Genomic DNA, 20,462 nt, shown 5'->3' with positions numbered 1-20,462 from the left:
ATTTAGTTGGTTAATTGCAATTATAGTTTGAAATACCTGCACTTCCGTTACTATCCTTGGCTTGCCAATTGCTTAAAGCGGCATCTCCGTTATTGTCATAGGATGCAGCACTAAATAATACATCTAAGCCTGAAACCGCTTTTTTTAAAAAGTCTATGAATTTGGCTATAGCCGTATCAACGCCATTAGTATTCTCTATTTCGTGCATCTTATTATAAGCTATCTTTATTTTAGGATCATACAGTATTTTTTCCGCAAAGCCCTTGAATGCTTCTTCCGACGTAATCACCATCGTGAAACATCCCATACTACTGATTACCCCATAAGAGAAGTTTGCCACATCTATTTGCCCTTTCTTATATCTCGTAGCCAAGACTTTCAAGTCTGCAAAAGATGGAATGCATGAACCGGTGGGATGGCTGTGATACTCTTCTGTAATCTTCTTGCCGGTCAGGTCGGGGTATTTCATGCTTTTTGCAGTCCTTTCTGATGGAGATATGTATTGTTTCGTTGTGGTCTTTATCCATCCGTTCTCGGTGTCGCCGGTACGATAGTTTTTTGTTGCATTGAACAGACTGTTTGCTTTAGCCTTGAATGCGGCGTCATTTGACAATTGGTTTGCCGCATTGCAGGGTGATCTGTCTTCGTTCTGTTTGGCAGAGTTGTTTCCTCCTCCACCACCGTAGTAATCATTTTCCATATAACCGTTCCCAAATGCGCTGCTGCCGCCTCCCCCCGGTTTAAACACATCGAAGTTTTCGGCTATGCAATAAATATCGACTTCATACCAGCAATAATATCCTTGATCGGTTTCATATTCTCCGGCATACGATATAATATGGTTGCAGTGCTCGGTGATCGTTCCACTGATCGAACGGGTAGAAGCCAAGGGCAGTTCCGGTACAATGGAGAGTCCGCTTGCCGGTTTTTTCTGTAATGCATAGATTGTGAAGTAGTCGAACATCCAGTTTTGCTCTACACGGTCGTTTATGGTGCGCGTCATAATCTGTCGGGTAAGTATCCGGTAGGTTGTAGTATCCTTACTTTTGTTTCAACCGATCGGCTATCAGGCTGAGCCGGTGCTCGGCTCCGGACGTATTGAAAAATCTTTCGGTTTCGTTACCGATGTCTGATTCCTGCTCTGTGCAGCACAACAGGAAGGCGGCAAATAGAGATAATAACGTTAATTTGTTTTTCATGTCGATGTAGGGCTTGAATTGTTTTTCTTGGTATAGAAAGTCTTTGGGAAGTTTATCTGGCTTTTTTTTACAATATAAGGATATGTTTCATAAAACATGACCTTTTGAATAAATATTTAACATACGTTATGGAAGGGATTCTGTGCAGGGTGCTAAGTCCGAATGTTATTTTTATGGTATGGGTATGATGCGGAAAGTCGTGCTATATATCGGGCTTGCTGCATCTATATATCCAGTTTGCTGCATCTATAGATGCAGCACGCCCGATATATAGATGCAGCACGCTGGATATATAGGTGCGATTACTTGTCTGTTATTTTGCCATATACTTCCTTGGCAATGTCCGTGGCATCCCCTTCAGGCTCTGCGGAGTACGGATTGTGCTGTCCGGCCCAGTTTTCTTCCAGTGTATAGAAATCTGTCTCTTTCGGAGCGTTGCCGTTCAGTGTGCTGCGGAGTTCGTCAAAATAGGCTTTCCAGCGCATGTAGTAGAAGTCGCGCAGCAATCCGTTCCATTCCTTGTGCGCATAGTCGTGCAGGCCTCCTTCGTTGGCGGCTGTGCGGTTGCCCCAGGTGGTGATTTGCACGCGTGCATTCCATTCGTACAGGTCTTTTTGCGCATCTGTTTCACCCATGTTGCGGGCATAGTTTGTCCATGTGCCCAGCCTGAACTCTCTGCGCGTGCCCAGCAGTTTGTCTTGTAGTTCTATCAGTTCGAGGAAGCGGGCGGAAGCTGCTTCAAACAGTTGTTTGTCGGCTGCCTTGTAGGCGCTGACTACGATGGGGTAAACCAGCCTTCCTTTTTCGGCAACGGCCTGGCGAACCACGTCTATCAGGTCGTACTCGAAATTATTGTTCCCGCGAAATTCTTCGGCGGCTTCTATCATTTTGCCGGCCGCGCGGATGATGTCGGCCGGTGCATAGTAATCTTTCATTTCCGACCAGGAGGAAACCTGATATGCTTCCAGTGACGGGCGGGCGCAGAATACGGATTCGTGCGTTCCCTGCTGTGTGGAGGCGTTGGGACTGTTGTAGATGGTGTTGCTCAGTTTCAGCCAGGCTTCAACTGTTTGCGGGGTGGTTTTGCCATAGCGTGCCTTGAGGTAGCTTTTCAGCCACTGGTCTTTGGAGATGCGCCGCCCGTGCCACGGCAGTTCGCACAGCAGTTCGTACATCACGGGATTGTTTTCAGAGCCTTCCATGGTGAGGCCTACACCTTGCAGCGTGCCGCCAAAGGCACTCTCTCTTGCTTTGTAGAATTCATCGATCACATGTTCCATCTTGCCGTACAAGCCTACGTTGCCGCCGAAGTTCAGCAGCATGCAGTAGATCCATCCGTGCCGGCCGAAACCTTGCTTGCGATACCAGGCGGATGCAGGGTCGCCCCATTGGGGACGGCTTTCCGAGTAGAGGTCGAGCACTATCATGTCGCCCTCCGGCAGATTTTTTATCATGTTGTCGTAGGGGCATGCTCCCCATGCCTGAGCCACCCACACCGCTTGGGGATTGGCTTCCTTCATCGCATCGCGTATGCTCTTTCCGGCAGCGTCAAGATCTACGCCTTTCGTGTTTCCGCCTTCGTGGAAGGGGTCCATGCTGTAATAGTTTGCCTTTCCGTAGAGCCGGGTCATCTCCTTGTAGTAGAGGCGGGCGATGCGGCGGAAATTCTTGTCGGAAGGTTGCAGAAAAGCCGGCCTGCGGTAGCCGCACCATTTTCCCGGATCGGCGACGTCGAGTCCTAATTTCTCTTTGGCGTTGGCGGGAATCATGCCCGAATAGCCGGGAAGCACCGGTTCTATGCCGTATTCACGCATGCGCTTCAGTATGCGTTTCTGTAGCTGTTCCTGATGGCTGTACCATTGGTCGGGATTAGGCCCGCCCCAGCCTTCAAGGTTGTTCATCAGCCACCATGCCTGGAAGGCGGGGCCTGCCACAAATTCATTGACTTCTTCTTTGCTGTAACCTAACCGGGAAAGTACATTGCGCCATACGCTTCCCGTTCCTACAATGCTTAGAGGCAGGTTGATGCCATGCAGCGCCATCCAGTCTATCTCTTTTTCCCATCGCTCCCAATCCCAGAAAGCCATGGTGTACGAATAGGTGCAGTAGTTCAGGTTGTATCTGTACTTCAGGTCGGTGTCGTGCCGTTCCTTTTCAGGAACGGGGGGAAGGCTGTCGGGAAGTTTGGCCTGCATGTTGTTCCAGCACAAATGAATCCCCGCATGGTATTTCAGATACCAGTTGATGCCCGTGGCTATGCTGACGTAGTTGTTGCCACGGACCACGACTTTGCCTTTCTGCCGGTCCAGCTCAAAGAAGTCCTTGTCCGACTTCACTTGTTCGATGACGAATTTCCGTGATGCCCCTTTGTCGATACGCTCCAGCAAGCCTTGTATGGGCGAGGTTGCATGGATGTGGATGCTTGTCAGCAGCAACAGGAAAAGAATCTGTTTCTTCATAATTATAGTCTTTATAGTTTGTAATGATCTGTACCGAACGCCTTTTCTTCGCTTTTTGCAAAAATATATAAAATATGGTAGAATACGATAACAGGTTACTCAAAACAGACGTAAGGACTGATTCTTTCCAAATCTGTTTCTGAGAACTCTTCGTAAAGGGCAAACGGTTTGAGGCTGCAGAGCACACCTTTTTTCTTCCGGTACTCCACAAATGCTTTGGCTTGATAGAAGTTGATGTATGGATGGCTGCGCAGCCCCTCTATACCGGCGCGGTTCAGGTTGATGCGGCGGAGTTCCCTGCTGTCTATGTGAAACCACGGTTGCAGTTGCTGATAGTTCAGACGGATTTCCTGCAACTGCTCAATCCGGCAGAATCCGCCTAAACGTTGGCGATAGCTTGCAATCAGGCGGGCGATGTTGCTGCCGATACCCGGTATTTTTTTCAGTTCTGCGGTGTCGGCACGGTTCAGGTTGATGACGGTTCCGGGAGGATATTTATAATTCTCCGCCTGCCGGTTTCCGATGAGGCTTTCTGTTGCAGGTGCGGCATACAGAGGACGGGGCATTTCCCTCGTCAAGTCTTCCTCTGCGATACGGAGGCAGGGAAGAAGTGCCAGATATTGCTTTTCCGTCAGTCCGTATATCTTCTTGAAATCTTCCGCTTTGCGGAACTTGCCTCCCCGGCTGCGGTAGCGCAGGATGTTCCGTGTCATCCAATCCGGCAGGCCTAAGCGACGGAAGGTAGTGGAGTCGGCCGTGTTGGGATTGAAGGGGAACGGCGTGACAGCCGCCCTCCATGCGGTGTTGCCTTTGTGAGAAGGTTGTTGCTGCCGTTTCTTTTCTTTCTGTACGGAGGCCATGAAAGATTGATATTCCGCGATGGCGGTGGTCTATTTGCGGAGGTCTTCTTTGCCGGCTGCCTGTCGTTTCCTTTGGTAAGAATGGTAATATCCGGCAAAGAATACCAAGACAATGATGGCTGTCAGAACCAGTATGCCGCGTCTCTCGCCTCGCGAGAAGTAAAGGAAGTCTCCGAACGGGATTCGTGTTCTCACTCTATCTCAACAGGCCCAGTTCGTTGATGAATATAATTGCAATGCCTATCGGGGCGATGAATTTCAGAATGAACAGCAGCAGCCTGTATATATGTACTTTCAGTGTTCCGTCATTGCTGATTTCCTCCCATACAATCTTCTTGTCCAGATACCAGCCGGTGAAGATGGCTATGAAGAATCCGCCTGTGGGCAGCATGATTTTGGCGGTCACGAAATCAAAGAGGTCGAACAGGGTCATGCCGAATATCGTGTACTCCTTGCCGGCTCCTAAAGAGAGCGAACTTAATGCTCCCAGGAAGATGCATCCCGCCGTGACTAACTTTGCGGCTTTGCCACGTGTAAAGTCAAACTCTTCGTGCAGATAGGCTGTGGCTACTTCGTGCAGGGAGATGGTAGAGGTCAATGCTGCCAATGCCAACAGGACGTAGAACATCACAGACAGCAGGACAGCCAGCCAAGGGACTCCGCCGAATGCTTGCTGGAAGACATTGGGCAATGTGATGAATAGCAGGCTTGGACCTGCATCCGGCTGAATGCCTACGGAAAAGGCGGCGGGGAAGATGATGAAGCCTGCCAATACCGCCACTAACGTGTCGATGGCGGCAACGTTGAATGAAGTCTTGGAGAGGTTGGTGTCGCTCCTGAAATAAGATGCATACGTGCAAAGGCATCCCATCCCCAAACTCAGCGAAAAGAACGCCTGCCCCATGGCTCCTAACAGTACATTGCCGTCCACTTTGCTGAAGTCGGGCTTCAACAGGAACTCAATGCCCGCGCCTGCTCCGGGCAGTGAGACAGAGCACACGGCAAGGATTATCAGCAAGATGAAAAGCATGGGCATCATGATTTTGGCGGATTTCTCGATTCCCTTCTCCACGCCTTTCACAATGATGAAGTGCGTGGCGAGCAAGAACAGTACCATCCAGAGTACAGGCCGCCACGGATTGCCTACAAAGCTGTTGAAGGAAGAGATGAAGTCGGCGGCCGATTTTCCGGCAAAGCCGTTGGCGGCAGCCTCTCCGATGAACTCAAGCGTCCATCCGGCCACTACCGAATAGTATCCGAGTATCAGGAATCCGGTCAGCACTCCCATACGTCCTATCCAGCGCCACAGTGTGCCGGGAGCTAACTTTTGATAGGCTCCCGCTGTGTTGGCGCGCGAATGTCGGCCGATTAGGAATTCGGCAATCATGATGGGGATTCCCAGTATAAGCACGCATGCCAGATAGATAAGGATGAATGCGGCTCCCCCGTGGTTGCCCGTTTCAAAAGGAAATCTCCAGATGTTGCCCAAACCGACTGCCGAACCTGCCGAAGCAAGAATTACACCTATTTTGCTCCCGAAGTTGGCTCTGTCATTTCTTGTCATAAACCGTGGTTTTTTCGTACAATTCGTTATTAATGCTTACAAGGAAGCGCAAATATAGAAAACATTCCGTACTTTTGCATACAAATCGTTTGTTATTTAGCCGTATGTTGTATTATATCATCAAGAAATACCCTTTGTCACTCTGCATTATCCTTGCAGTGATTTATCTCTCATTCTTCAAACCGCCTACAACGGAACTGAATACAATTCCGGGCATAGATAAGGTGGTACATGTCTGTATGTATTTCGGCATGTCGGGCATGTTGTGGATAGAATTCTTGCGGGCGCATCGCCGCGACGGTCAGCCTTTGTGGCATGCGTGGGTGGGCGCGCTGGTCTGCCCCGTCATCTTCAGCGGAGTGGTGGAACTGTTGCAGGAATATTGCACGACCTATCGCGGTGGCGATTGGCTGGACTTTGCCGCCAACACCACAGGGGCAGTGTTGGCATCTCTGATTGCTTATTTCATTTTGAGGCCGGTGATGGCGGGAAAGTGATTTACAGGAAATCTGTTATCGTGCCCAACTTGATTCCATTGGAGCCTTTTATCAGGATAGTCTTTCCGGCCGGCCGGTCTTTTTGCAATGCCTCGATCAGTGCAGAAGCATTGGGACAGGTGAGATAGCCATGCCGGGTGGCGGCAAATTGCTCTCCTACAAGAATGACATTGCCGAATCCGCATTTCTCCAGATAATCTACTATCTTCTGATGTTCTTCGGCGCTGTCTTTCCCTAATTCGCGCATATCTCCCAATATCAGCATCTTGTTTTCGGCCTGCATGTTGCGGAAATTGCTGATGGCCGCCATCATGCTGGTAGGATTGGCATTGTATGCATCGACAATCAGGATGTTGTCTGCGGTCTTTTTAAGCTGCGAACGGTTATTCTGCGGAACATATTCGGCCAGGGCTTTGTCTATTTTTGCAGGTTCCACACCGAAGAAGCGGCCGATTGTAACGGCTGCCAGAACATTCGGGAAGTTGTATTCGCCGATGAGTTGCGTCTGCACTTCATGGCGTTCACCTTCTTTGCCGGCTTTCCATTTAAAAGTCAGGTAAGGAGAATTGCCGGTGATGCGGCCATTGACATACAGTTCGTCTTCCGTGCCGTAAGGAATCATGTTCAGCCCCCAGGCTATTTCCTTCAGATACGGATTGTCGTGATCGATGAAGATGGTGGAGTCGCCCCGGCGACGCAGATAGTCATATAGTTCTCCCTTGGTCTTGATTACTCCGTCGAAGGAACCGAAACCTTCCAGGTGGGCTTTTCCCACATTGGTGATGATGCCGTAATCCGGCTCGGTTATCTCTACAAGTTCCCTGATGTCACCGGGGTGGCTGGCGCCCATTTCTATGACGGCAAGGTCGTGGTGGGCTTTCAGACGCAGCAATGTCAGGGGCACGCCAATGTGGTTGTTCAGGTTTCCTTGCGTGTAGAGCACACTGTGACCTTGTGAGAGCACGGCAGCCATCAACTCTTTCGTAGTGGTTTTGCCATTGGTTCCGGTAATGCCGATGATGCGTGTGCCTTGCTGGTTACGATGGTAATTGGCTAATTTCTGCAAAGTGCGGAGGCAGTTGTCCACTAATATATAATGTGTGTTTCCGGCGGGTGCGTATTGGGCTTCGTCCACCATGGCATAGGTGCTGCCTTGTTCCAGCGCCTTGGCTGCAAAGGCGTTGCCATTGAAGTTGGCGCCTTTCAGGGCGATGAAAAGTGAGCCTTGCGGACAGTTGCGGCTGTCGGTGGTGACGCAGGTACATTCTAAGAATATCTGATAGAGAGAAGTGATGTCCATAATCTTCTTGTTGTTTAGAAATAGACCGCAAAGATAGAGTTTAATTTGCTACATTGATTTTTGGAGAAGACTATTTTAATAGGCTAATATGATGATTCACGCTTTAACGGCAATGTCAGTACGAAGCGGCAGCCGCCGGTATAACTGGAGTCCAGTGTCAGGCTTCCGCCCATCCGGTCGGCACAGGTGCGCCCGATGGAAAGCCCCAGTCCGGTTCCCTGTGCAAAAGTGTTGATTTTAGTGAATCGCTCGAATACAAATTCCTGCTTGTCCTTGGGGATGCCGATACCCGTATCGGTGACGGTGAAGAAGATATGCTCCTTGTCTTGGGCCCACTTCAGGATAATTTCTCCCTTTTCGGTAAATTTGGCGGCATTCCTCAGCAGATGCAGCAAGATTTGAGAAAGGCGCATCGGATTGCTGTAAAAGTAGAATTCTTCCGATTCCGTATGCAGATTAAGACTGACACAAGGCCTGAGGTGGGGAGCTATGTCGGCAACGCACTGCCGGCAGATGGCAGTGGCATCCACTCCGGTGTTGGTTTCTATCTCTGTGCCACTGTCCAGATTGGCAATATCCAGTACATCGTCCACCAAGTGCAGCAGGTTGTTGCTGCCTTGTTCTATAATTTCGGCAAACTCCTTAGTGTCATCGTTGTCCTTACTCATGCTGCTGATGATTTGCGAGAATCCTACAATGGAATTAAGCGGTGTACGTATCTCGTGGCTCATGCTCTGTATGAATTCCGTTTTCATATTGCTGGCTTTTTCGGCCAGTTCTTTGGCTTGCAGCAGTTCCTTTTGCGAGAGCCGCAACTCCTTTTCCGAAGCCATCAGCTCTCCGTTTTTGTCAGACAGTTGCCTTTGCGAGTGGCGCAGCTTGCTGTTGAGCATCCGTTCTCTGTACAAGACGATTCCACCGAATGCCAACAGGATGGCGAGGAAGAAGATGATGCGTTGCTTGTTGGCAAGCTCCCGTTTCTGTATTTCTTGTTGCAATTCTCCCTTTTCGGTGTTCAGGGTTTCTACATTCAGCATGGCTGCATATTCACTGGCGGTGATGTCTTCTTGTATCTTGTACAGGGAGTCTCTCTTGCTTATATAGAGCTGATAGTAGTCCGCCGCCTTTTTGAAGTTGCCCATGTGGTGATAGATTTCCGCCTGTTTAACCAGATAGTTGACGTTCAGGCTGATGTTTTCCACGGCTTCCGCAGGAAGTTTGTGAATCTCCAGAGCCTTCTCGTATTGACGCGTCCGGATGTAGTAGTCACTTAGAGTCTCTATGTAATCACGTTCTCTTTGGGGCTGCAATTTATGCTGGTCTAATATCTGCTTCTCCTTCTGTATATATTCGTATGCTTTGGCATGTTCGCCTGAATGGAGATAGACAATGGCATATCTGTTGTACAGATAGAACTCCTGTTCGTCGCTCCTTATGCATTTCCCCGCTTCTTCCATCGCTTTCTTCGCCGCGTCTGTCTCGCCAAGTTGGGCCAGACAGCGGCCTAAGAATGAATAAGCGGAGGAGAGGTTGAAGGTATCCATCTTGTACTTCTGGATGATCTCTATTTCTTTCTTCTTGTTTTCGGCGGCGAGCTTTAAGAGGTCTTTTGTTTCGTAGATGGAGCTCAGGATATTATATCCGTTGGCTATTCCGCCGGGATAGTTCCGGGCTTCGGCGTCCCTCATCATTCTGTCGGCTTCGTAGAGTGCTGTGTTGTATTGTCTTTGCTTGATTTCGTAGCTGATGAGCCGCTTGCCCCATGCGAAGAAGTAATATTTCAGTTGATTGGTTTCCACAGCGAACTTCTTCACCACATTGACGTAGTACACAATGCTGTCTTTGTCATTCCGAAAATAATGATAGTCCAGCTTGGTGGAGAGGGCCACGGCTTGCATCCTCACATCTCTCTTTTCTCCGGCCATGCGGTACAGGGTGTCGCACATCTGCATCACCGCGGCATCGTTTACGGAAGCCTTGCAACGCATGTAGTAAGCGTACAGTGTGCTGTCCACGTCAAACTCTTTTGCCACATCCTTCTGCTGAGCATGAAGTACGACGCTGCAGTTCAGGATGAACACGAGGCACAGCGCGCAACGTAATATATGAAGAAAGTGTGTTTTCATTTCAAAAAACAGATACAACTTTTCGCAAAGATAGCTTATTTTGTGAATGATTTGTATCATCTGCCACTTTTTTGTTTTACATTTGCAGAAGTCTATAAAAGAAAACTATTCATGGATGCACGGAAAGCAAGTTACATAAATGTCAACGGTCAGTTGCTTGACCTTTCTATGCCTTGTGTCATGGGCATATTGAATGTCACACCCGATTCTTTTTATGAAGGCAGCCGCATGCGGACGGAAAAAGAGATTGCATGCCGGGTGGAGCAAATCATCGCCGAAGGAGCCGTAATGATTGATATAGGGGCTTACTCGTCACGTCCCAATGCAGAGAACGTATCGCCCCGGGAAGAAATGGAGCGTTTGCGCATGGGACTTGGCATCCTCCGCAATGTACAGCCGGAAGCGGTTGTTTCTGTCGATACTTTTCGTGCGGACGTTGCCCGCATGTGTGTGGAGGAATATGGAGTTGCGATTATCAATGATATCGCTGCCGGAGAGATGGACGCCGACATGTTCCGTACCGTTGCCCGGCTGAATGTACCCTATATAATGATGCACATGCAGGGTACTCCGCAAAATATGCAGCAGCATCCTCATTATGACAATCTGCTGAAAGATGTCTTCCTGTATTTTGCGCGCAAGGTGCAGCAGTTGCATGATTTGGGAGTGAAGGATATTATTCTGGACCCCGGATTCGGCTTTGGCAAGACGGTGGAACACAATTATGAACTGCTGGCCCATCTGGAGGAATTCCGTATTTTTGAGCTGCCTTTGTTGGTGGGAGTTTCGCGCAAGTCGATGATTTATCGTTTGCTGGACATTACACCTCAGGAAGCGCTGAACGGAACCACTGTGCTGGATACCGTATGCTTGCTGAAAGGAGCGAATATACTGCGCGTGCATGACGTGCGTGAAGCTGTGGAAACGGTGAAAATCGTGGAAATGATGAACAGATGCGGAGACGGCACATTTCATCATGCTACCTGCGAAAGATGAATTATTAATCAATAAATTCCGAACAACGTGTTTTTTGAATTTGGCATAAAAGACTTTATAGATATACTGCTGGTGGCTCTGCTGCTGTATTACACATACAAGCTGATGAAAGCTTCCGGCTCCATCAATGTGTTTACCGGGATTCTGGTGTTTATCCTGATTTGGCTGGTCGTGTCGCAGGTGCTGGAGATGAAGTTGCTCGGCTCTATCTTCGACAAGCTCGTCAATGTGGGAGTGCTGGCGCTTATCATTCTGTTTCAGGATGAGATACGGCGCTTTCTGCTGACACTCGGTTCGCATCAGCACGCCAGTGCGCTGGTGCGCTTCCTGACAGGCAACAAAAAGGATAAATTGGAGCATGAGGATATCATGCCGATAGTGATGGCATGCATCGGTATGGGAAAGCAGAAAGTAGGTGCTTTGATAGTGATGGAGCATAACATGCCGTTGGATGATGTGGTACGCACGGGCGATGTGATAGATGCTAATGTCAACCAACGTCTGATTGAGAATATTTTCTTTAAGAACAGCCCTTTGCACGACGGGGCAATGGTAATCAGCAAGAAGCGCATCGAGGCGGCGGGATGCATTTTGCCCGTATCGCATAATCTGGATATTCCGAAAGAGCTGGGATTGCGTCACCGGGCGGCAATGGGCATTTCCCAAGTATCGGATGCACATGCAATCATCGTCTCGGAAGAGACGGGAGCTATTTCAGTAGCTTATAAAGGACAGTTTTACCTACGCTTAAATGCAGAGGAACTGGAAAGCCTTTTAACAAAAGAAATTTAAAAGAAATAATGGCTTTTTATTGAATAGATAACTAAAAGAGAATAAGTATGGATAGACGAAATTTCTTACGCACAGGTGGCCTGGCGGCATTAGGATCGCTGGCGATACCTTCTTTGGCCGTGCCGGCATCGGTACGCGAAGCCTTGGGAGGTGCGGACAAACAGTCTGCAGTCGCTTTGGCAATGGTTCATTTTGGAGTCACAGAAACCGACCTGAAGAAAGTGATGGCCGCTGCTTTGGAAAAAGGCGGTGACTATGCCGACCTTTATTTTGAACATACATTTAATAATAATGTCAGCCTGATGGACGGCAAGGTAAACAGTTGCGGTTCCAACATTGACTTCGGTATGGGAGTACGTGTCTTGGCAGGCGACCAGACCGGTTATGCTTATGTAGAAGGCGTCACCTTAGATGAAATGCTGCGGGCTGCACGCACGGCGGCCCGTATCGCTTCTTCCGGAAAGGCCGGCAAAGCTGTGGGACTGACGGAAAAAGCTATTGCCAAGAGCCGTTATACCGTTGCCCAACCGTGGGAGGACATAAGTGTGAAAGCCAAAATACCTTTTCTGGAGAAGCTGAATGAGAAAGTGTTTTCATTGGACAGCCGGGTGCGCAAGGTGCAGGCATCTCTTTCGGATAACACTTCGCATGTATTGTTTTGCAATTCGGAGGGCGTGAGCTATTACGATTACCGTCCTATGGTTTCCTTCGTGGCCGTCTGCATCATGGAAGAAAACGGCAAGATGGAAAACGGCTTTGCCAGCCGTTCCTATCGCAAAGGATTTGAGTTCATGACGGATGATATTGTGGAAGTGCTTGCACGCGAAGCCGTGGACAATACGGCAGTCTTGTTCAAGGCCATCAAGCCCAAAGGAGGGGAAATGCCGGTTGTGATGGGTGCGGGAGGCTCGGGAATCTTGCTGCACGAAGCTATCGGACATGCGTTTGAGGCGGATTTCAACCGTAAGCGTACTTCTATCTTCTGTGATCTCTTCGGGAAGAAAGTTTGCAATGAGCACATCAATGTGGTAGATGACGGTACGATTCCTTTCAATCGGGGCTCTGTGAACTTTGATGACGAAGGCGTGGAAGGACAGAAAACCTATATTGTGAAAGACGGCATCCTGACCAGCTATCTGCACGACCGTATCAGTGCCCGGCATTATGGCGTGCCTCCTACCGGAAACGGGCGGCGTGACACATTCCGCAACACCCCCATTCCTCGTATGCGCGCCACCTATATGGAAGCAGGCAATGTGAAGGAAGAGGACATTATTTCTACTGTGAAGAACGGTATCTTTGTAGATCAGTTCACCAACGGCCAGGTGCAGATCGGGGCTGGTGACTTTACTTTCTTCGTGAAGTCAGGCTATCTGATTGAAGACGGTAAGCTGACGCAACCTGTCAAAGACATCAATATCATCGGTAATGGCCCGAAGGCTTTGGCGGACATTACGATGGTGGCCGACAATGACAAGATAGACAATGGCACATGGACTTGCGGCAAGGACGGACAGGCTTGTCCGGTTACTTGTGGCATGCCGTCGGCATTGGTCAGCAAACTGACGGTGGGAGGAGAATGACGAACTGAACTTTAAAAATTAGAATGACATGATTACAGACGAAAATAAGAAACTGGCACAGTGGGCAATGGACTATGCCCTGAAAAATGGCTGTCGGGCAGCCAAGTTGGTGCTGTACACCAATTCCAATTCTTCTTTTGAATTGCGTAACGGCAAGATAGACCGTTTGCAGCAAGCAACAGAAAACGGATTAGGGCTGAGCCTCTACGTGGATGGCCGTTTCGGGTCTTTTTCTACTAACCGCCTGGACAAGAAAGAACTGGAAACTCTTATCACCAACGGTATTGAATCCACCCGATATCTGGCGGAAGATGAATCGCGGATATTGGCCGATCCGGCACGCTACTATAAAGGCGGAAAGCCCGATTTGCAGCTTTTCGACAAGGAACTTTATGATATCAATCCCGATGACAAAGTAGCACTTGCCACGGCAGCGGCTGAGGAAGTGATGGGCAAAGATGACCGCATTGTTTCCGTAGATACTTCTTATGGCGACGGTGAGGGATCTTCTTACCGCTTGATAAGTAACGGATTTGAAGGCGAATCAAAGAGTACATGGTTCTCTGTTTCCGCCAGTGTATCCATAAAGGGTGAAGGCGAAGCACGACCTCAGGATGGATGGTATGATTCAGCCTTGTTTTATGACAAACTGGCCAAGACAGGAATCGGAGCCAAGGCTTTGGAACGCGTTCTGCGCAAGTTGGGACAGAAAAAGGTGAAGTCGGGCAAATATACGATGGTAGTCGATCCTATGAATACGGGCAACTTGCTCAGTCCTATGCTGAACGCATTGTATGGATCGGCCTTGCAGCAGAAAAACTCTTTCTTGCTGGACAAACAGGATGCCAAGGTAGCTTCCGAACTCTTCACCCTGCGCGACGAACCGCACATTGTCGGCGCCAAGGGTTCACGCTATTTCGACAGCGAAGGTGTGGCTACCCAGCCGCGTGCCATCTTTGACAAAGGGGTGCTGAAGACTTACTTCATCGATACCTACAATGGCAAGAAAATGAATACGGCTCCTACCATCAGTGCGCCTTCACATCTGATTCTGACGCCGGGCAGCAAAGACTTGAATGGATTGGTGGCCGATGTCAAATTGGGAATCCTTGTTACCGGTTTCAATGGCGGCAACAGCAACAGCAGTACCGGAGACTTCTCTTACGGCATAGAAGGCTTCTTGATTGAAGACGGCAAACTGACACAGCCGGTCAATGAAATGAACGTGACGGGCAACATGCTTTCTTTGTGGAATTCTTTGGTTGCCGTAGGCAATGACCCGCAGAACCGTTCCTGGCAGATACCTTCGTTGGTATTCGAAGGAGTCAACTTCAGCGGATTGTAATGCTAATTCAGCATCAGGCTCATGTATGGATTGAGTGGTGCGAATATCTTTTCGGTGAGTTCACCGATTGTAAGTGCCAAGTGGCTGCCGGGCAGACGCTTGGCACTTGTCATACATTTACCGTTGTTCAGGTAGTAATAGCCGTTGTTGGCAGACAATTGCCGGTCTGACACTTCTATCTGCATTTCGTCTTTCGGAAAACGGGAGGCATACAACTGCAACACCTTTTTGGCATTGATAATCCGTGCCATTCCTGATGTCTGCCGCGGCAGTCCTTCATCGGGAGGCAATAGCTGCGTCATGCGGTTGCAGCCGGTATGCTGCCCGATGGCATGCAATAGGCTGTATTCCGTTTCCTCGTTTTCTGTCAGAAGTTCATTGATGATGATGCCTTTTTCTGTTTTATAGACTATTGCTATTCCCTCTGTCTTTCGGTTTGACTTGGCTGCGAATAGAGTGCCCTCACTGACGGCAAGATCCGCCATGACAACCATGAAGTCTTCCGGGGAATGCCGGATATAGCAAGGGCGTTCGGCAAGTTTCTTGTTCAAATAAGAATAGATGTCTTTCTGGAATCCGGGTATAACGCTGACTGTTATTGCTTTGGCAGGGGCAAGTTCCGGCACGATAATTTCTTTCGTCGAGTTTCTAAATACGGGGGCGTATCCCATGCCTGCATAATAGTCGAACAGCCAAGGTTCTGCCGGTATCAGTGTGCTGAGGAGGACTTCGCTTTGTTGCATTCGGGCAAAAGCCTGTGACAAGAGTTGCCGCATCACTCCCTTGTTCCGGAAGTCGGGGTGGGTGCAAGCACCGGATATGTAGGATGTGGATATCTGCTTGCCGCAGAAACTCATCGGATAAGGAATCATCTGGAGGGCTGCGATCACTTCGTCTCCGCTTTCGATAACGATGTTGCTTTCGTTCTTGTAGCGCATCTTGAAGTACATTTCGACGAATTCTTTGCTGTCGTTGAAACACAGCTTCCACAAGCTCTCTGTTTTTTCTTTCATTATGTGCATATTCAGGCTTTCATTCGTTTGTTTCTGCAAAAGTATCTTAAAAAACGCATGGACGGAACAATTTTATCTAATAATGTTTGTAGTCTCATGCTCTTTTAGGTACTATTGTACATTCTAACCGATCTATTAACTTTTAAATCTATGTGTTATGAAAAACAAACTGTTCAGTCTTTTGGTTCTCTTGTTTGCCTGCCTTCCGTTGTTCTGCCAAAACCGATCAAAGCCAATGGTTGATGCGGATGGCGTTTACCTGGTTACCGAAAAAATGCCTGAGTATCCCGGCGGCGTTTCGGCCATGATGCAGTATCTGTCATCCAATATCAAGTATCCCGTGGAGGCACAGAAGAAAAACATTTCCGGACGTGTTATGGTGCAGTTCGTAATAATGGAAGACGGAAAGCTGAGCCGGATAAAGGTGATAAAAAGCCTTGACCCTCTACTGGACGAAGAAGCCATGCGTGCGGTAAGAGAGATGCCGGCATGGTCTCCGGGAATGCAGGATGGCAAAAAAGTAAAGACACGATTCACGATACCCATCTCGTTCAATCTGGATAAAGCAGACCGGACTGTCCCTTCAGCTAAATTGGTGGTGCAAAGCGGACAGCCGGTAAAGAATAAGACGATGCAGGGAGTGTGGCAGCTATGCCGGGTAGATTCCGTTGAGTTGGGCTACCAGATATCACTGCTCCCGGTCCTGAAAATCTTGTCGGACGGCAATACATTTATGAATATCGTAGTCCAAGTGGAAATGGGAGGCTCAATGATTCTGGCTCAGGGCGAATATGAGTTGCCGTCGGACAATGTATATGTGGAGAAGCTGGAAAAATCGGCTTTCCTCTCTTTCCAGTCAGGCACGAGCAACGAAATCACAGTAGAGCGCCTGCATGACAATCTGATAAAGATGACGTTCAAAGTACCGGGACGGGAACAGCTCGGAACGGAATATTGGCACAGAGTGCCGTCACCGGATATAAAAGTGATGGCTGATTGACCGTGTCATCAGCCATCGGAATGTCACCACTTCACCATATCCATCGGATGGCTTTTGAGACAGGCCATGTATTTTTCGAGGATGGTCACCGGCTGGTAAGAAAGCTTGGCTTTGCGTAAACCCTCAATACCCAAGTCTTCTTCCCGGTTGATGTAGGTATATTGTTCCGGAATATGGTTGGCGAATTCATAATTAATCATGGCGTATGCGCCATCAACGGCTGTGTCCGCCTTCTCCACATGCACGCCGAAGGTATCCTGATTGATGGGCATTCCGAAGGTGAACGCTACGATTTTGCCATCCACATGAAGAATACCTCCGGTCAGGCCGAGCGCATCGAAGTTGTGCAAAGCATAAATCAGGGCACGGCGTTCATTTCCCGTCCCTTCCTGCTGGTCGCAATTATTTGCTTTGCACCATTCTGCCTCCAGATCCAGGCATTCCTGAATGCGGTCGGGGGTAATGGGAGCATATTCGTAATTATAAGTACGCTTGAATTTATTCACATGATTTCGTTTGGACTGGAATCTTTTTCCCGAAAGGGTGGCAAGGTCGCTACGCATGTAAATGTAGTCGGCATAATCACGGTCGGCCGTAAACTGGAATTGTCCGGGCATGAATGCCTCCAACTCGGAGCACATCCCGCCACAGATGCCCAGCAGACACAAAGGAGCGCTTTCGCGGCAGGCATCTTCTTTTAAAGCGTCCAGCGCTTTTCCTAAATCACCGTTGCCAATGGGCATCATATATACAAGTTCTCCTTCTGCCCAGAATTTTAATAAAAGAAAGCCATCTTGTATGGCAAACTTTGTATCGTATAAGAAGCGCCAACTGCAAAGATTGGAAAATGAGAGGTCGCAATTCTGTCGTGGGCTGCTTAGTGTGTAGGAAGTTATCAGTTCTTTATCTTTTAACTCGATATCTCTGAATGGTATCATAGGTTGTTTTTATATGGTTACAATTATAAATAACAAAAATAGAAAGGTTTTGTTAGAGTAACCCCAATAATCGTAAAATTGTTGGTGTAAGCAAGGCGGTCAATATTCCGTTCAGCGTTAGTCCGAGGCTGGCAAATGCTCCGTATTTGCTGCTTATGTCCATTGCGGTGGAAGTGCCTACGGCATGAGCCGCGGCCCCCAGTGAGAGGCCTTGTGCCATAGGGCTTTCTATATGGGTCAACTTCATGGCTTTTACTCCCAATATGCCGCCTAACAGTCCCACGCAAACCACTACGGCGGCTGTCAGCGAAGGAATTCCTCCCAAAGACTGGGCTACTTCCATGGCTATGGGGGTGGTGACCGATTTTGGCGCCAGCGAGTATATCACCTCATCGGAGGCTCCCATCAGTTTGGCTATCAAAACCACAGAGACCACTCCGGCAATGCATCCCGCCAATTGGGACAGCAAGATGGGCAGCAGTTGCTTCTTTATAGTTTCCAGTTGCAGATACAGAGGAACACCCAGTGCCACCACTGCCGGCTTTAGCCAGAATTCTATCAGATGTCCGCCCCTGTTGTAAGTCTCGTAGCTGATATTTGTCATTTTCAGGAAAATGATGAGAACGGCAATTGTGAGCAAGATGGGATTGAGCAGCATGATTCCTGTCTTTTTTTGCAGGAGCTTGGCCAGGAAGAATATTCCGAAAGTGATGGCCAGCAGGAAAAAATCATTTTCTAAGAAGTTCATTTGATTTTACGTGTTAATTGGTGAACCCATCCGGTGACTACAAGCACCAGCAGGGTGCTTACTAATGTGGCGATGGCTATCGGCCAGAATTCGGCGGCGATGATGTCGAAATAGAGCATGAGGGCTACGCCCGGAGGGACGAAGAAAAATCCCAGATTGGCCACCAGAAAGTCGGACATGCCTTGCACCCAGTGCAGTTTAATCCAACCCAGTTTAAGGAAAAGGGTGAGTAACAGCATCCCTATGATGCTGGAGGGCAGCTTGACGCCCGTGATGAAAACAATCAGTTCACCCAAAGCCAAACATCCGAAAAGGATGGCGCATTGACGAATCATAATTACTATGTATTATACCTATTGATTTATACTCTGAAAACGGGGGCAAAGGTAGGCATTCTTCGCATTACTTGTAGCGTGGGCGGCTATATTTATTCCGAAGAAAGTGTTTTTTTGCACGCAGTGCGAGACTGTCCTAAAATGTCTTATTTAAGGATAAACAACCTATATGGTGAATAAGAGGAAATGAAGCCGGTTTGGGCTCTTTGTTAGCGCCTTTTTGCTATAAATGTCGTATGCTTTTTTCTGTTATTCTGTTGCTTTTGTTAAGGTAATTTGTTCTATATTTGCGTCTGTCTTATGAAATATATAAATAATATTCAAAAAAGAAAGACCTTGAAACTGAAAAATCAAGTAACATGAAAGAGAACAAACAAAACGGCAGACTATGGAACATCCTGTTACTGTTCCTATTTCTGAGCCCACTTACGGCCGAAGCCCAGAACAAGATTCAAGTGACTTCTTTTCATCGTATGGAGACGGATGTCACCGCACGTGTCACTGCACCCAAAACAGACCAGAACGGCGAGGTATGTGCTCTGATTCGCATTGTCACCACCGCCAAAGACCTTATGTTCGAAGCCGATGCTCTGGGCATTGCGGCACGTGAAAACAAAACCGGAGAAATCTGGCTTTACCTTCCTCATGGAGCTCGCCGCATCTCCATTATGCACAATGACTATGGGGTGCTTCGCAACTACTTTTATCCCGATATCATAGAGAAAGCCGTGGTTTACGAGATGGAACTGAACGCAGGCGACGCTATGTCAAAGACAACGGTTGATACCCATACCCAATTGCTCGTGATGCGCCCTGAACCGGCTACGGCCGATATCTATATCGACAACGAGAAGGTTCCCACCGAAAACGGTCTGTTCACTGCCACCATGAAGAAAGGCACGCACTCCTACCGGGTGGAAGCGCCCATGTATGCCACCGAAGCGGGCATGGTGGACTTGGGAGGCGAGCAGAAAGTGATGAGCGTCAACCTGAAGCCATGCTTCGGCTATTTGGAAGTCTTTTCCCTGCCCGAACAAGATGCCAAAGTGTTTGTCGATGGTCGGCAGGTGGGGGACACACCTTATAAAAGTGACCGCATGCCTCTCCGCAGTTACAGGATAAGAGTGGAGAAGGATTTGTTTTTCCCGATGGACAGTCTGGCAGAGGTGGTTGCCGGAGAAACGGAGACGCTTGTCTTCAAGATGGTTTCCACCCTCAAGCCTCGTGCCCTGCGCAAGATGCTGGTGATGGCCGATGCGGGCTATCAGTCCTCGCAAGTGTCCTATGGTGGCATGATAGGATTTGTCCGCGAGAATGGTGCTTATGTTCGTTTCCGTAGCGATTTCGGTTCTGTCTCCTCTAAGCTGGAGTGTGACGATACGGGTGCGTTGACTTCCGGAGGCGAAGGAAAGCCCTATTATAGCACGGGAGTGGAGCATAAGTCCCGGATGTCGGTGGTAGGCGGCTATCTCCGTCATCTGTGGAAACCGTTTTATGGTTATGTAGGTGTCGGTTATGGTCAGCGCACGCTTGCCTGGGAAACGGTGGACGGAGAAATGGTCAAGAACATCGACCGTTCCGCTTCCGGTGTGGCGGGTGAAGCCGGGCTGCTGGTCAATGTGGGCAAGTTTGCACTTTCTGCGGGTTATCATACCGTCAACTTCAAATGCCATGAAGTTGGAGGAAGTATAGGCATCATGTTCTGAA

The 20,462-nt window shown here is 48.7% G+C and carries 19 protein-coding genes; 7 read left to right on the top strand and 12 right to left on the bottom strand.

Annotation, left to right across the window (positions count from 1 at the left end):
* Positions 1-10: 10 nt before the first annotated feature.
* From BACHE_RS01955 to BACHE_RS01940, 6 genes are all read right to left on the bottom strand, one after another.
* On the bottom strand, positions 11-1,003 hold the full coding sequence (locus BACHE_RS01955; RefSeq protein ID WP_013546019.1) for a hypothetical protein: 993 nt from the start codon (positions 1,001-1,003) through the stop codon (positions 11-13).
* Between the two features lie 37 nt (positions 1,004-1,040).
* A complete protein-coding gene (locus tag BACHE_RS17485) occupies positions 1,041-1,199 on the bottom strand; it encodes a hypothetical protein (RefSeq protein ID WP_187289282.1) in 159 nt (52 codons plus the stop codon).
* A gap of 302 nt (positions 1,200-1,501) precedes the next feature.
* Positions 1,502-3,658: an alpha-N-acetylglucosaminidase gene (locus BACHE_RS01950; protein WP_013546018.1), complete on the bottom strand. Its 2,157-nt coding sequence runs from the start codon at positions 3,656-3,658 to the stop codon at positions 1,502-1,504.
* 95 nt (positions 3,659-3,753) lie between these two features.
* Complete coding sequence (locus BACHE_RS01945; RefSeq protein ID WP_407707856.1) at positions 3,754-4,518, bottom strand: ComEA family DNA-binding protein; 765 nt, start codon at positions 4,516-4,518, stop codon at positions 3,754-3,756.
* 30 nt (positions 4,519-4,548) lie between these two features.
* Positions 4,549-4,713 carry a hypothetical protein gene (locus BACHE_RS18030; protein WP_407707857.1) on the bottom strand — a complete coding sequence of 55 codons (165 nt, stop codon included), beginning with the start codon at positions 4,711-4,713 and terminating at the stop codon, positions 4,549-4,551.
* A gap of 1 nt (position 4,714) precedes the next feature.
* The gene (locus BACHE_RS01940; protein WP_013546017.1) at positions 4,715-6,082 is read right to left on the bottom strand and encodes a sodium-dependent transporter; all 1,368 of its coding nucleotides are present in this window, start codon (positions 6,080-6,082) and stop codon (positions 4,715-4,717) included.
* 104 nt (positions 6,083-6,186) lie between these two features.
* Here BACHE_RS01940 and BACHE_RS01935 point away from each other — a divergent pair, with 104 nt between their 5' ends.
* On the top strand, positions 6,187-6,579 hold the full coding sequence (locus BACHE_RS01935) for a VanZ family protein (protein WP_013546016.1): 393 nt from the start codon (positions 6,187-6,189) through the stop codon (positions 6,577-6,579).
* Between the two features lies 1 nt (position 6,580).
* Here BACHE_RS01935 and BACHE_RS01930 read toward each other — a convergent pair whose 3' ends face one another.
* A complete protein-coding gene (locus BACHE_RS01930; protein ID WP_013546015.1) occupies positions 6,581-7,879 on the bottom strand; it encodes a UDP-N-acetylmuramoyl-tripeptide--D-alanyl-D-alanine ligase in 1,299 nt (432 codons plus the stop codon).
* Between the two features lie 83 nt (positions 7,880-7,962).
* Complete coding sequence (locus tag BACHE_RS01925) at positions 7,963-10,065, bottom strand: tetratricopeptide repeat-containing sensor histidine kinase (protein ID WP_013546014.1); 2,103 nt, start codon at positions 10,063-10,065, stop codon at positions 7,963-7,965.
* 51 nt (positions 10,066-10,116) lie between these two features.
* Between BACHE_RS01925 and folP the strand changes: the two genes are divergently transcribed.
* From folP to BACHE_RS01905, 4 genes are read left to right on the top strand one after another with little or no spacing between them, the layout of a single operon-like run.
* Complete coding sequence (gene folP / locus BACHE_RS01920; RefSeq protein WP_013546013.1) at positions 10,117-11,001, top strand: dihydropteroate synthase; 885 nt, start codon at positions 10,117-10,119, stop codon at positions 10,999-11,001.
* 27 nt (positions 11,002-11,028) lie between these two features.
* A complete protein-coding gene (gene cdaA / locus BACHE_RS01915) occupies positions 11,029-11,793 on the top strand; it encodes a diadenylate cyclase CdaA (RefSeq protein ID WP_013546012.1) in 765 nt (254 codons plus the stop codon).
* Positions 11,794-11,840: 47 nt separating this feature from the next.
* On the top strand, positions 11,841-13,376 hold the full coding sequence (locus tag BACHE_RS01910) for a TldD/PmbA family protein (RefSeq protein WP_013546011.1): 1,536 nt from the start codon (positions 11,841-11,843) through the stop codon (positions 13,374-13,376).
* 28 nt (positions 13,377-13,404) lie between these two features.
* The gene (locus BACHE_RS01905; protein WP_013546010.1) at positions 13,405-14,721 is read left to right on the top strand and encodes a TldD/PmbA family protein; all 1,317 of its coding nucleotides are present in this window, start codon (positions 13,405-13,407) and stop codon (positions 14,719-14,721) included.
* A 2-nt stretch (positions 14,722-14,723) separates the two neighbouring features.
* Here BACHE_RS01905 and BACHE_RS01900 read toward each other — a convergent pair whose 3' ends face one another.
* Positions 14,724-15,743: a GNAT family N-acetyltransferase gene (locus tag BACHE_RS01900; protein ID WP_013546009.1), complete on the bottom strand. Its 1,020-nt coding sequence runs from the start codon at positions 15,741-15,743 to the stop codon at positions 14,724-14,726.
* Positions 15,744-15,891: 148 nt separating this feature from the next.
* On the opposite strand from BACHE_RS01900, the gene BACHE_RS01895 reads away from it, so the two are divergent.
* Positions 15,892-16,734, top strand: coding sequence for a TonB family protein (locus BACHE_RS01895; RefSeq protein ID WP_013546008.1), 843 nt, complete (start codon positions 15,892-15,894; stop codon positions 16,732-16,734).
* Positions 16,735-16,757: 23 nt separating this feature from the next.
* Here BACHE_RS01895 and BACHE_RS01890 read toward each other — a convergent pair whose 3' ends face one another.
* Genes BACHE_RS01890 through BACHE_RS01880 form a run of 3 tightly spaced genes read right to left on the bottom strand, consistent with a single transcriptional unit; the run spans position 16,758 to position 18,755 of the window.
* Positions 16,758-17,672, bottom strand: coding sequence for a DUF2156 domain-containing protein (locus BACHE_RS01890; RefSeq protein WP_013546007.1), 915 nt, complete (start codon positions 17,670-17,672; stop codon positions 16,758-16,760).
* A gap of 52 nt (positions 17,673-17,724) precedes the next feature.
* Entirely contained in the window at positions 17,725-18,420 is a 696-nt protein-coding gene (locus tag BACHE_RS01885) for an LrgB family protein (RefSeq protein WP_013546006.1), read from the bottom strand.
* The gene (locus BACHE_RS01880) at positions 18,417-18,755 is read right to left on the bottom strand and encodes a CidA/LrgA family protein (protein WP_013546005.1); all 339 of its coding nucleotides are present in this window, start codon (positions 18,753-18,755) and stop codon (positions 18,417-18,419) included. The genes BACHE_RS01885 and BACHE_RS01880 overlap by 4 nt, the downstream gene beginning before the upstream one ends.
* A gap of 359 nt (positions 18,756-19,114) precedes the next feature.
* Here BACHE_RS01880 and BACHE_RS01875 point away from each other — a divergent pair, with 359 nt between their 5' ends.
* The gene (locus BACHE_RS01875; RefSeq protein ID WP_013546004.1) at positions 19,115-20,461 is read left to right on the top strand and encodes a PEGA domain-containing protein; all 1,347 of its coding nucleotides are present in this window, start codon (positions 19,115-19,117) and stop codon (positions 20,459-20,461) included.
* Position 20,462 lies beyond the last annotated feature (1 nt).

The sequence above is a fragment of the Bacteroides helcogenes P 36-108 genome (genome assembly GCF_000186225.1).
Classification (GTDB): Bacteria; Bacteroidota; Bacteroidia; order Bacteroidales; family Bacteroidaceae; genus Bacteroides; species Bacteroides helcogenes.
Note: the sequence above shows the minus strand (reverse complement) of the source record. Positions and strands in the feature narration are given on the sequence as shown.

What these genes read in the sequence shown, in the direction of transcription:
- BACHE_RS01925 (WP_013546014.1), bottom strand. Translation starts at nt 10,065, where the DNA reads ATGATACAAATCATTCACAAAATAAGCTATCTTTGCGAAAAGTTGTAT.
- BACHE_RS01930 (WP_013546015.1), bottom strand. Translation starts at nt 7,879, where the DNA reads ATGGACATCACTTCTCTCTATCAGATATTCTTAGAATGTACCTGCGTC.
- BACHE_RS01935 (WP_013546016.1), top strand. Translation starts at nt 6,187, where the DNA reads ATGTTGTATTATATCATCAAGAAATACCCTTTGTCACTCTGCATTATC.
- BACHE_RS17485 (WP_187289282.1), bottom strand. Translation starts at nt 1,199, where the DNA reads ATGAAAAACAAATTAACGTTATTATCTCTATTTGCCGCCTTCCTGTTG.
- BACHE_RS01940 (WP_013546017.1), bottom strand. Translation starts at nt 6,082, where the DNA reads ATGACAAGAAATGACAGAGCCAACTTCGGGAGCAAAATAGGTGTAATT.
- BACHE_RS01945 (WP_407707856.1), bottom strand. Translation starts at nt 4,518, where the DNA reads ATGGCCTCCGTACAGAAAGAAAAGAAACGGCAGCAACAACCTTCTCAC.
- BACHE_RS01890 (WP_013546007.1), bottom strand. Translation starts at nt 17,672, where the DNA reads ATGATACCATTCAGAGATATCGAGTTAAAAGATAAAGAACTGATAACT.
- BACHE_RS01900 (WP_013546009.1), bottom strand. Translation starts at nt 15,743, where the DNA reads ATGCACATAATGAAAGAAAAAACAGAGAGCTTGTGGAAGCTGTGTTTC.
- BACHE_RS01880 (WP_013546005.1), bottom strand. Translation starts at nt 18,755, where the DNA reads ATGATTCGTCAATGCGCCATCCTTTTCGGATGTTTGGCTTTGGGTGAA.
- BACHE_RS01955 (WP_013546019.1), bottom strand. Translation starts at nt 1,003, where the DNA reads ATGACGCGCACCATAAACGACCGTGTAGAGCAAAACTGGATGTTCGAC.
- BACHE_RS01895 (WP_013546008.1), top strand. Translation starts at nt 15,892, where the DNA reads ATGAAAAACAAACTGTTCAGTCTTTTGGTTCTCTTGTTTGCCTGCCTT.
- folP (WP_013546013.1), top strand. Translation starts at nt 10,117, where the DNA reads ATGGATGCACGGAAAGCAAGTTACATAAATGTCAACGGTCAGTTGCTT.
- BACHE_RS01950 (WP_013546018.1), bottom strand. Translation starts at nt 3,658, where the DNA reads ATGAAGAAACAGATTCTTTTCCTGTTGCTGCTGACAAGCATCCACATC.
- BACHE_RS01910 (WP_013546011.1), top strand. Translation starts at nt 11,841, where the DNA reads ATGGATAGACGAAATTTCTTACGCACAGGTGGCCTGGCGGCATTAGGA.
- BACHE_RS01885 (WP_013546006.1), bottom strand. Translation starts at nt 18,420, where the DNA reads ATGAACTTCTTAGAAAATGATTTTTTCCTGCTGGCCATCACTTTCGGA.
- BACHE_RS01875 (WP_013546004.1), top strand. Translation starts at nt 19,115, where the DNA reads ATGAAAGAGAACAAACAAAACGGCAGACTATGGAACATCCTGTTACTG.
- BACHE_RS01905 (WP_013546010.1), top strand. Translation starts at nt 13,405, where the DNA reads ATGATTACAGACGAAAATAAGAAACTGGCACAGTGGGCAATGGACTAT.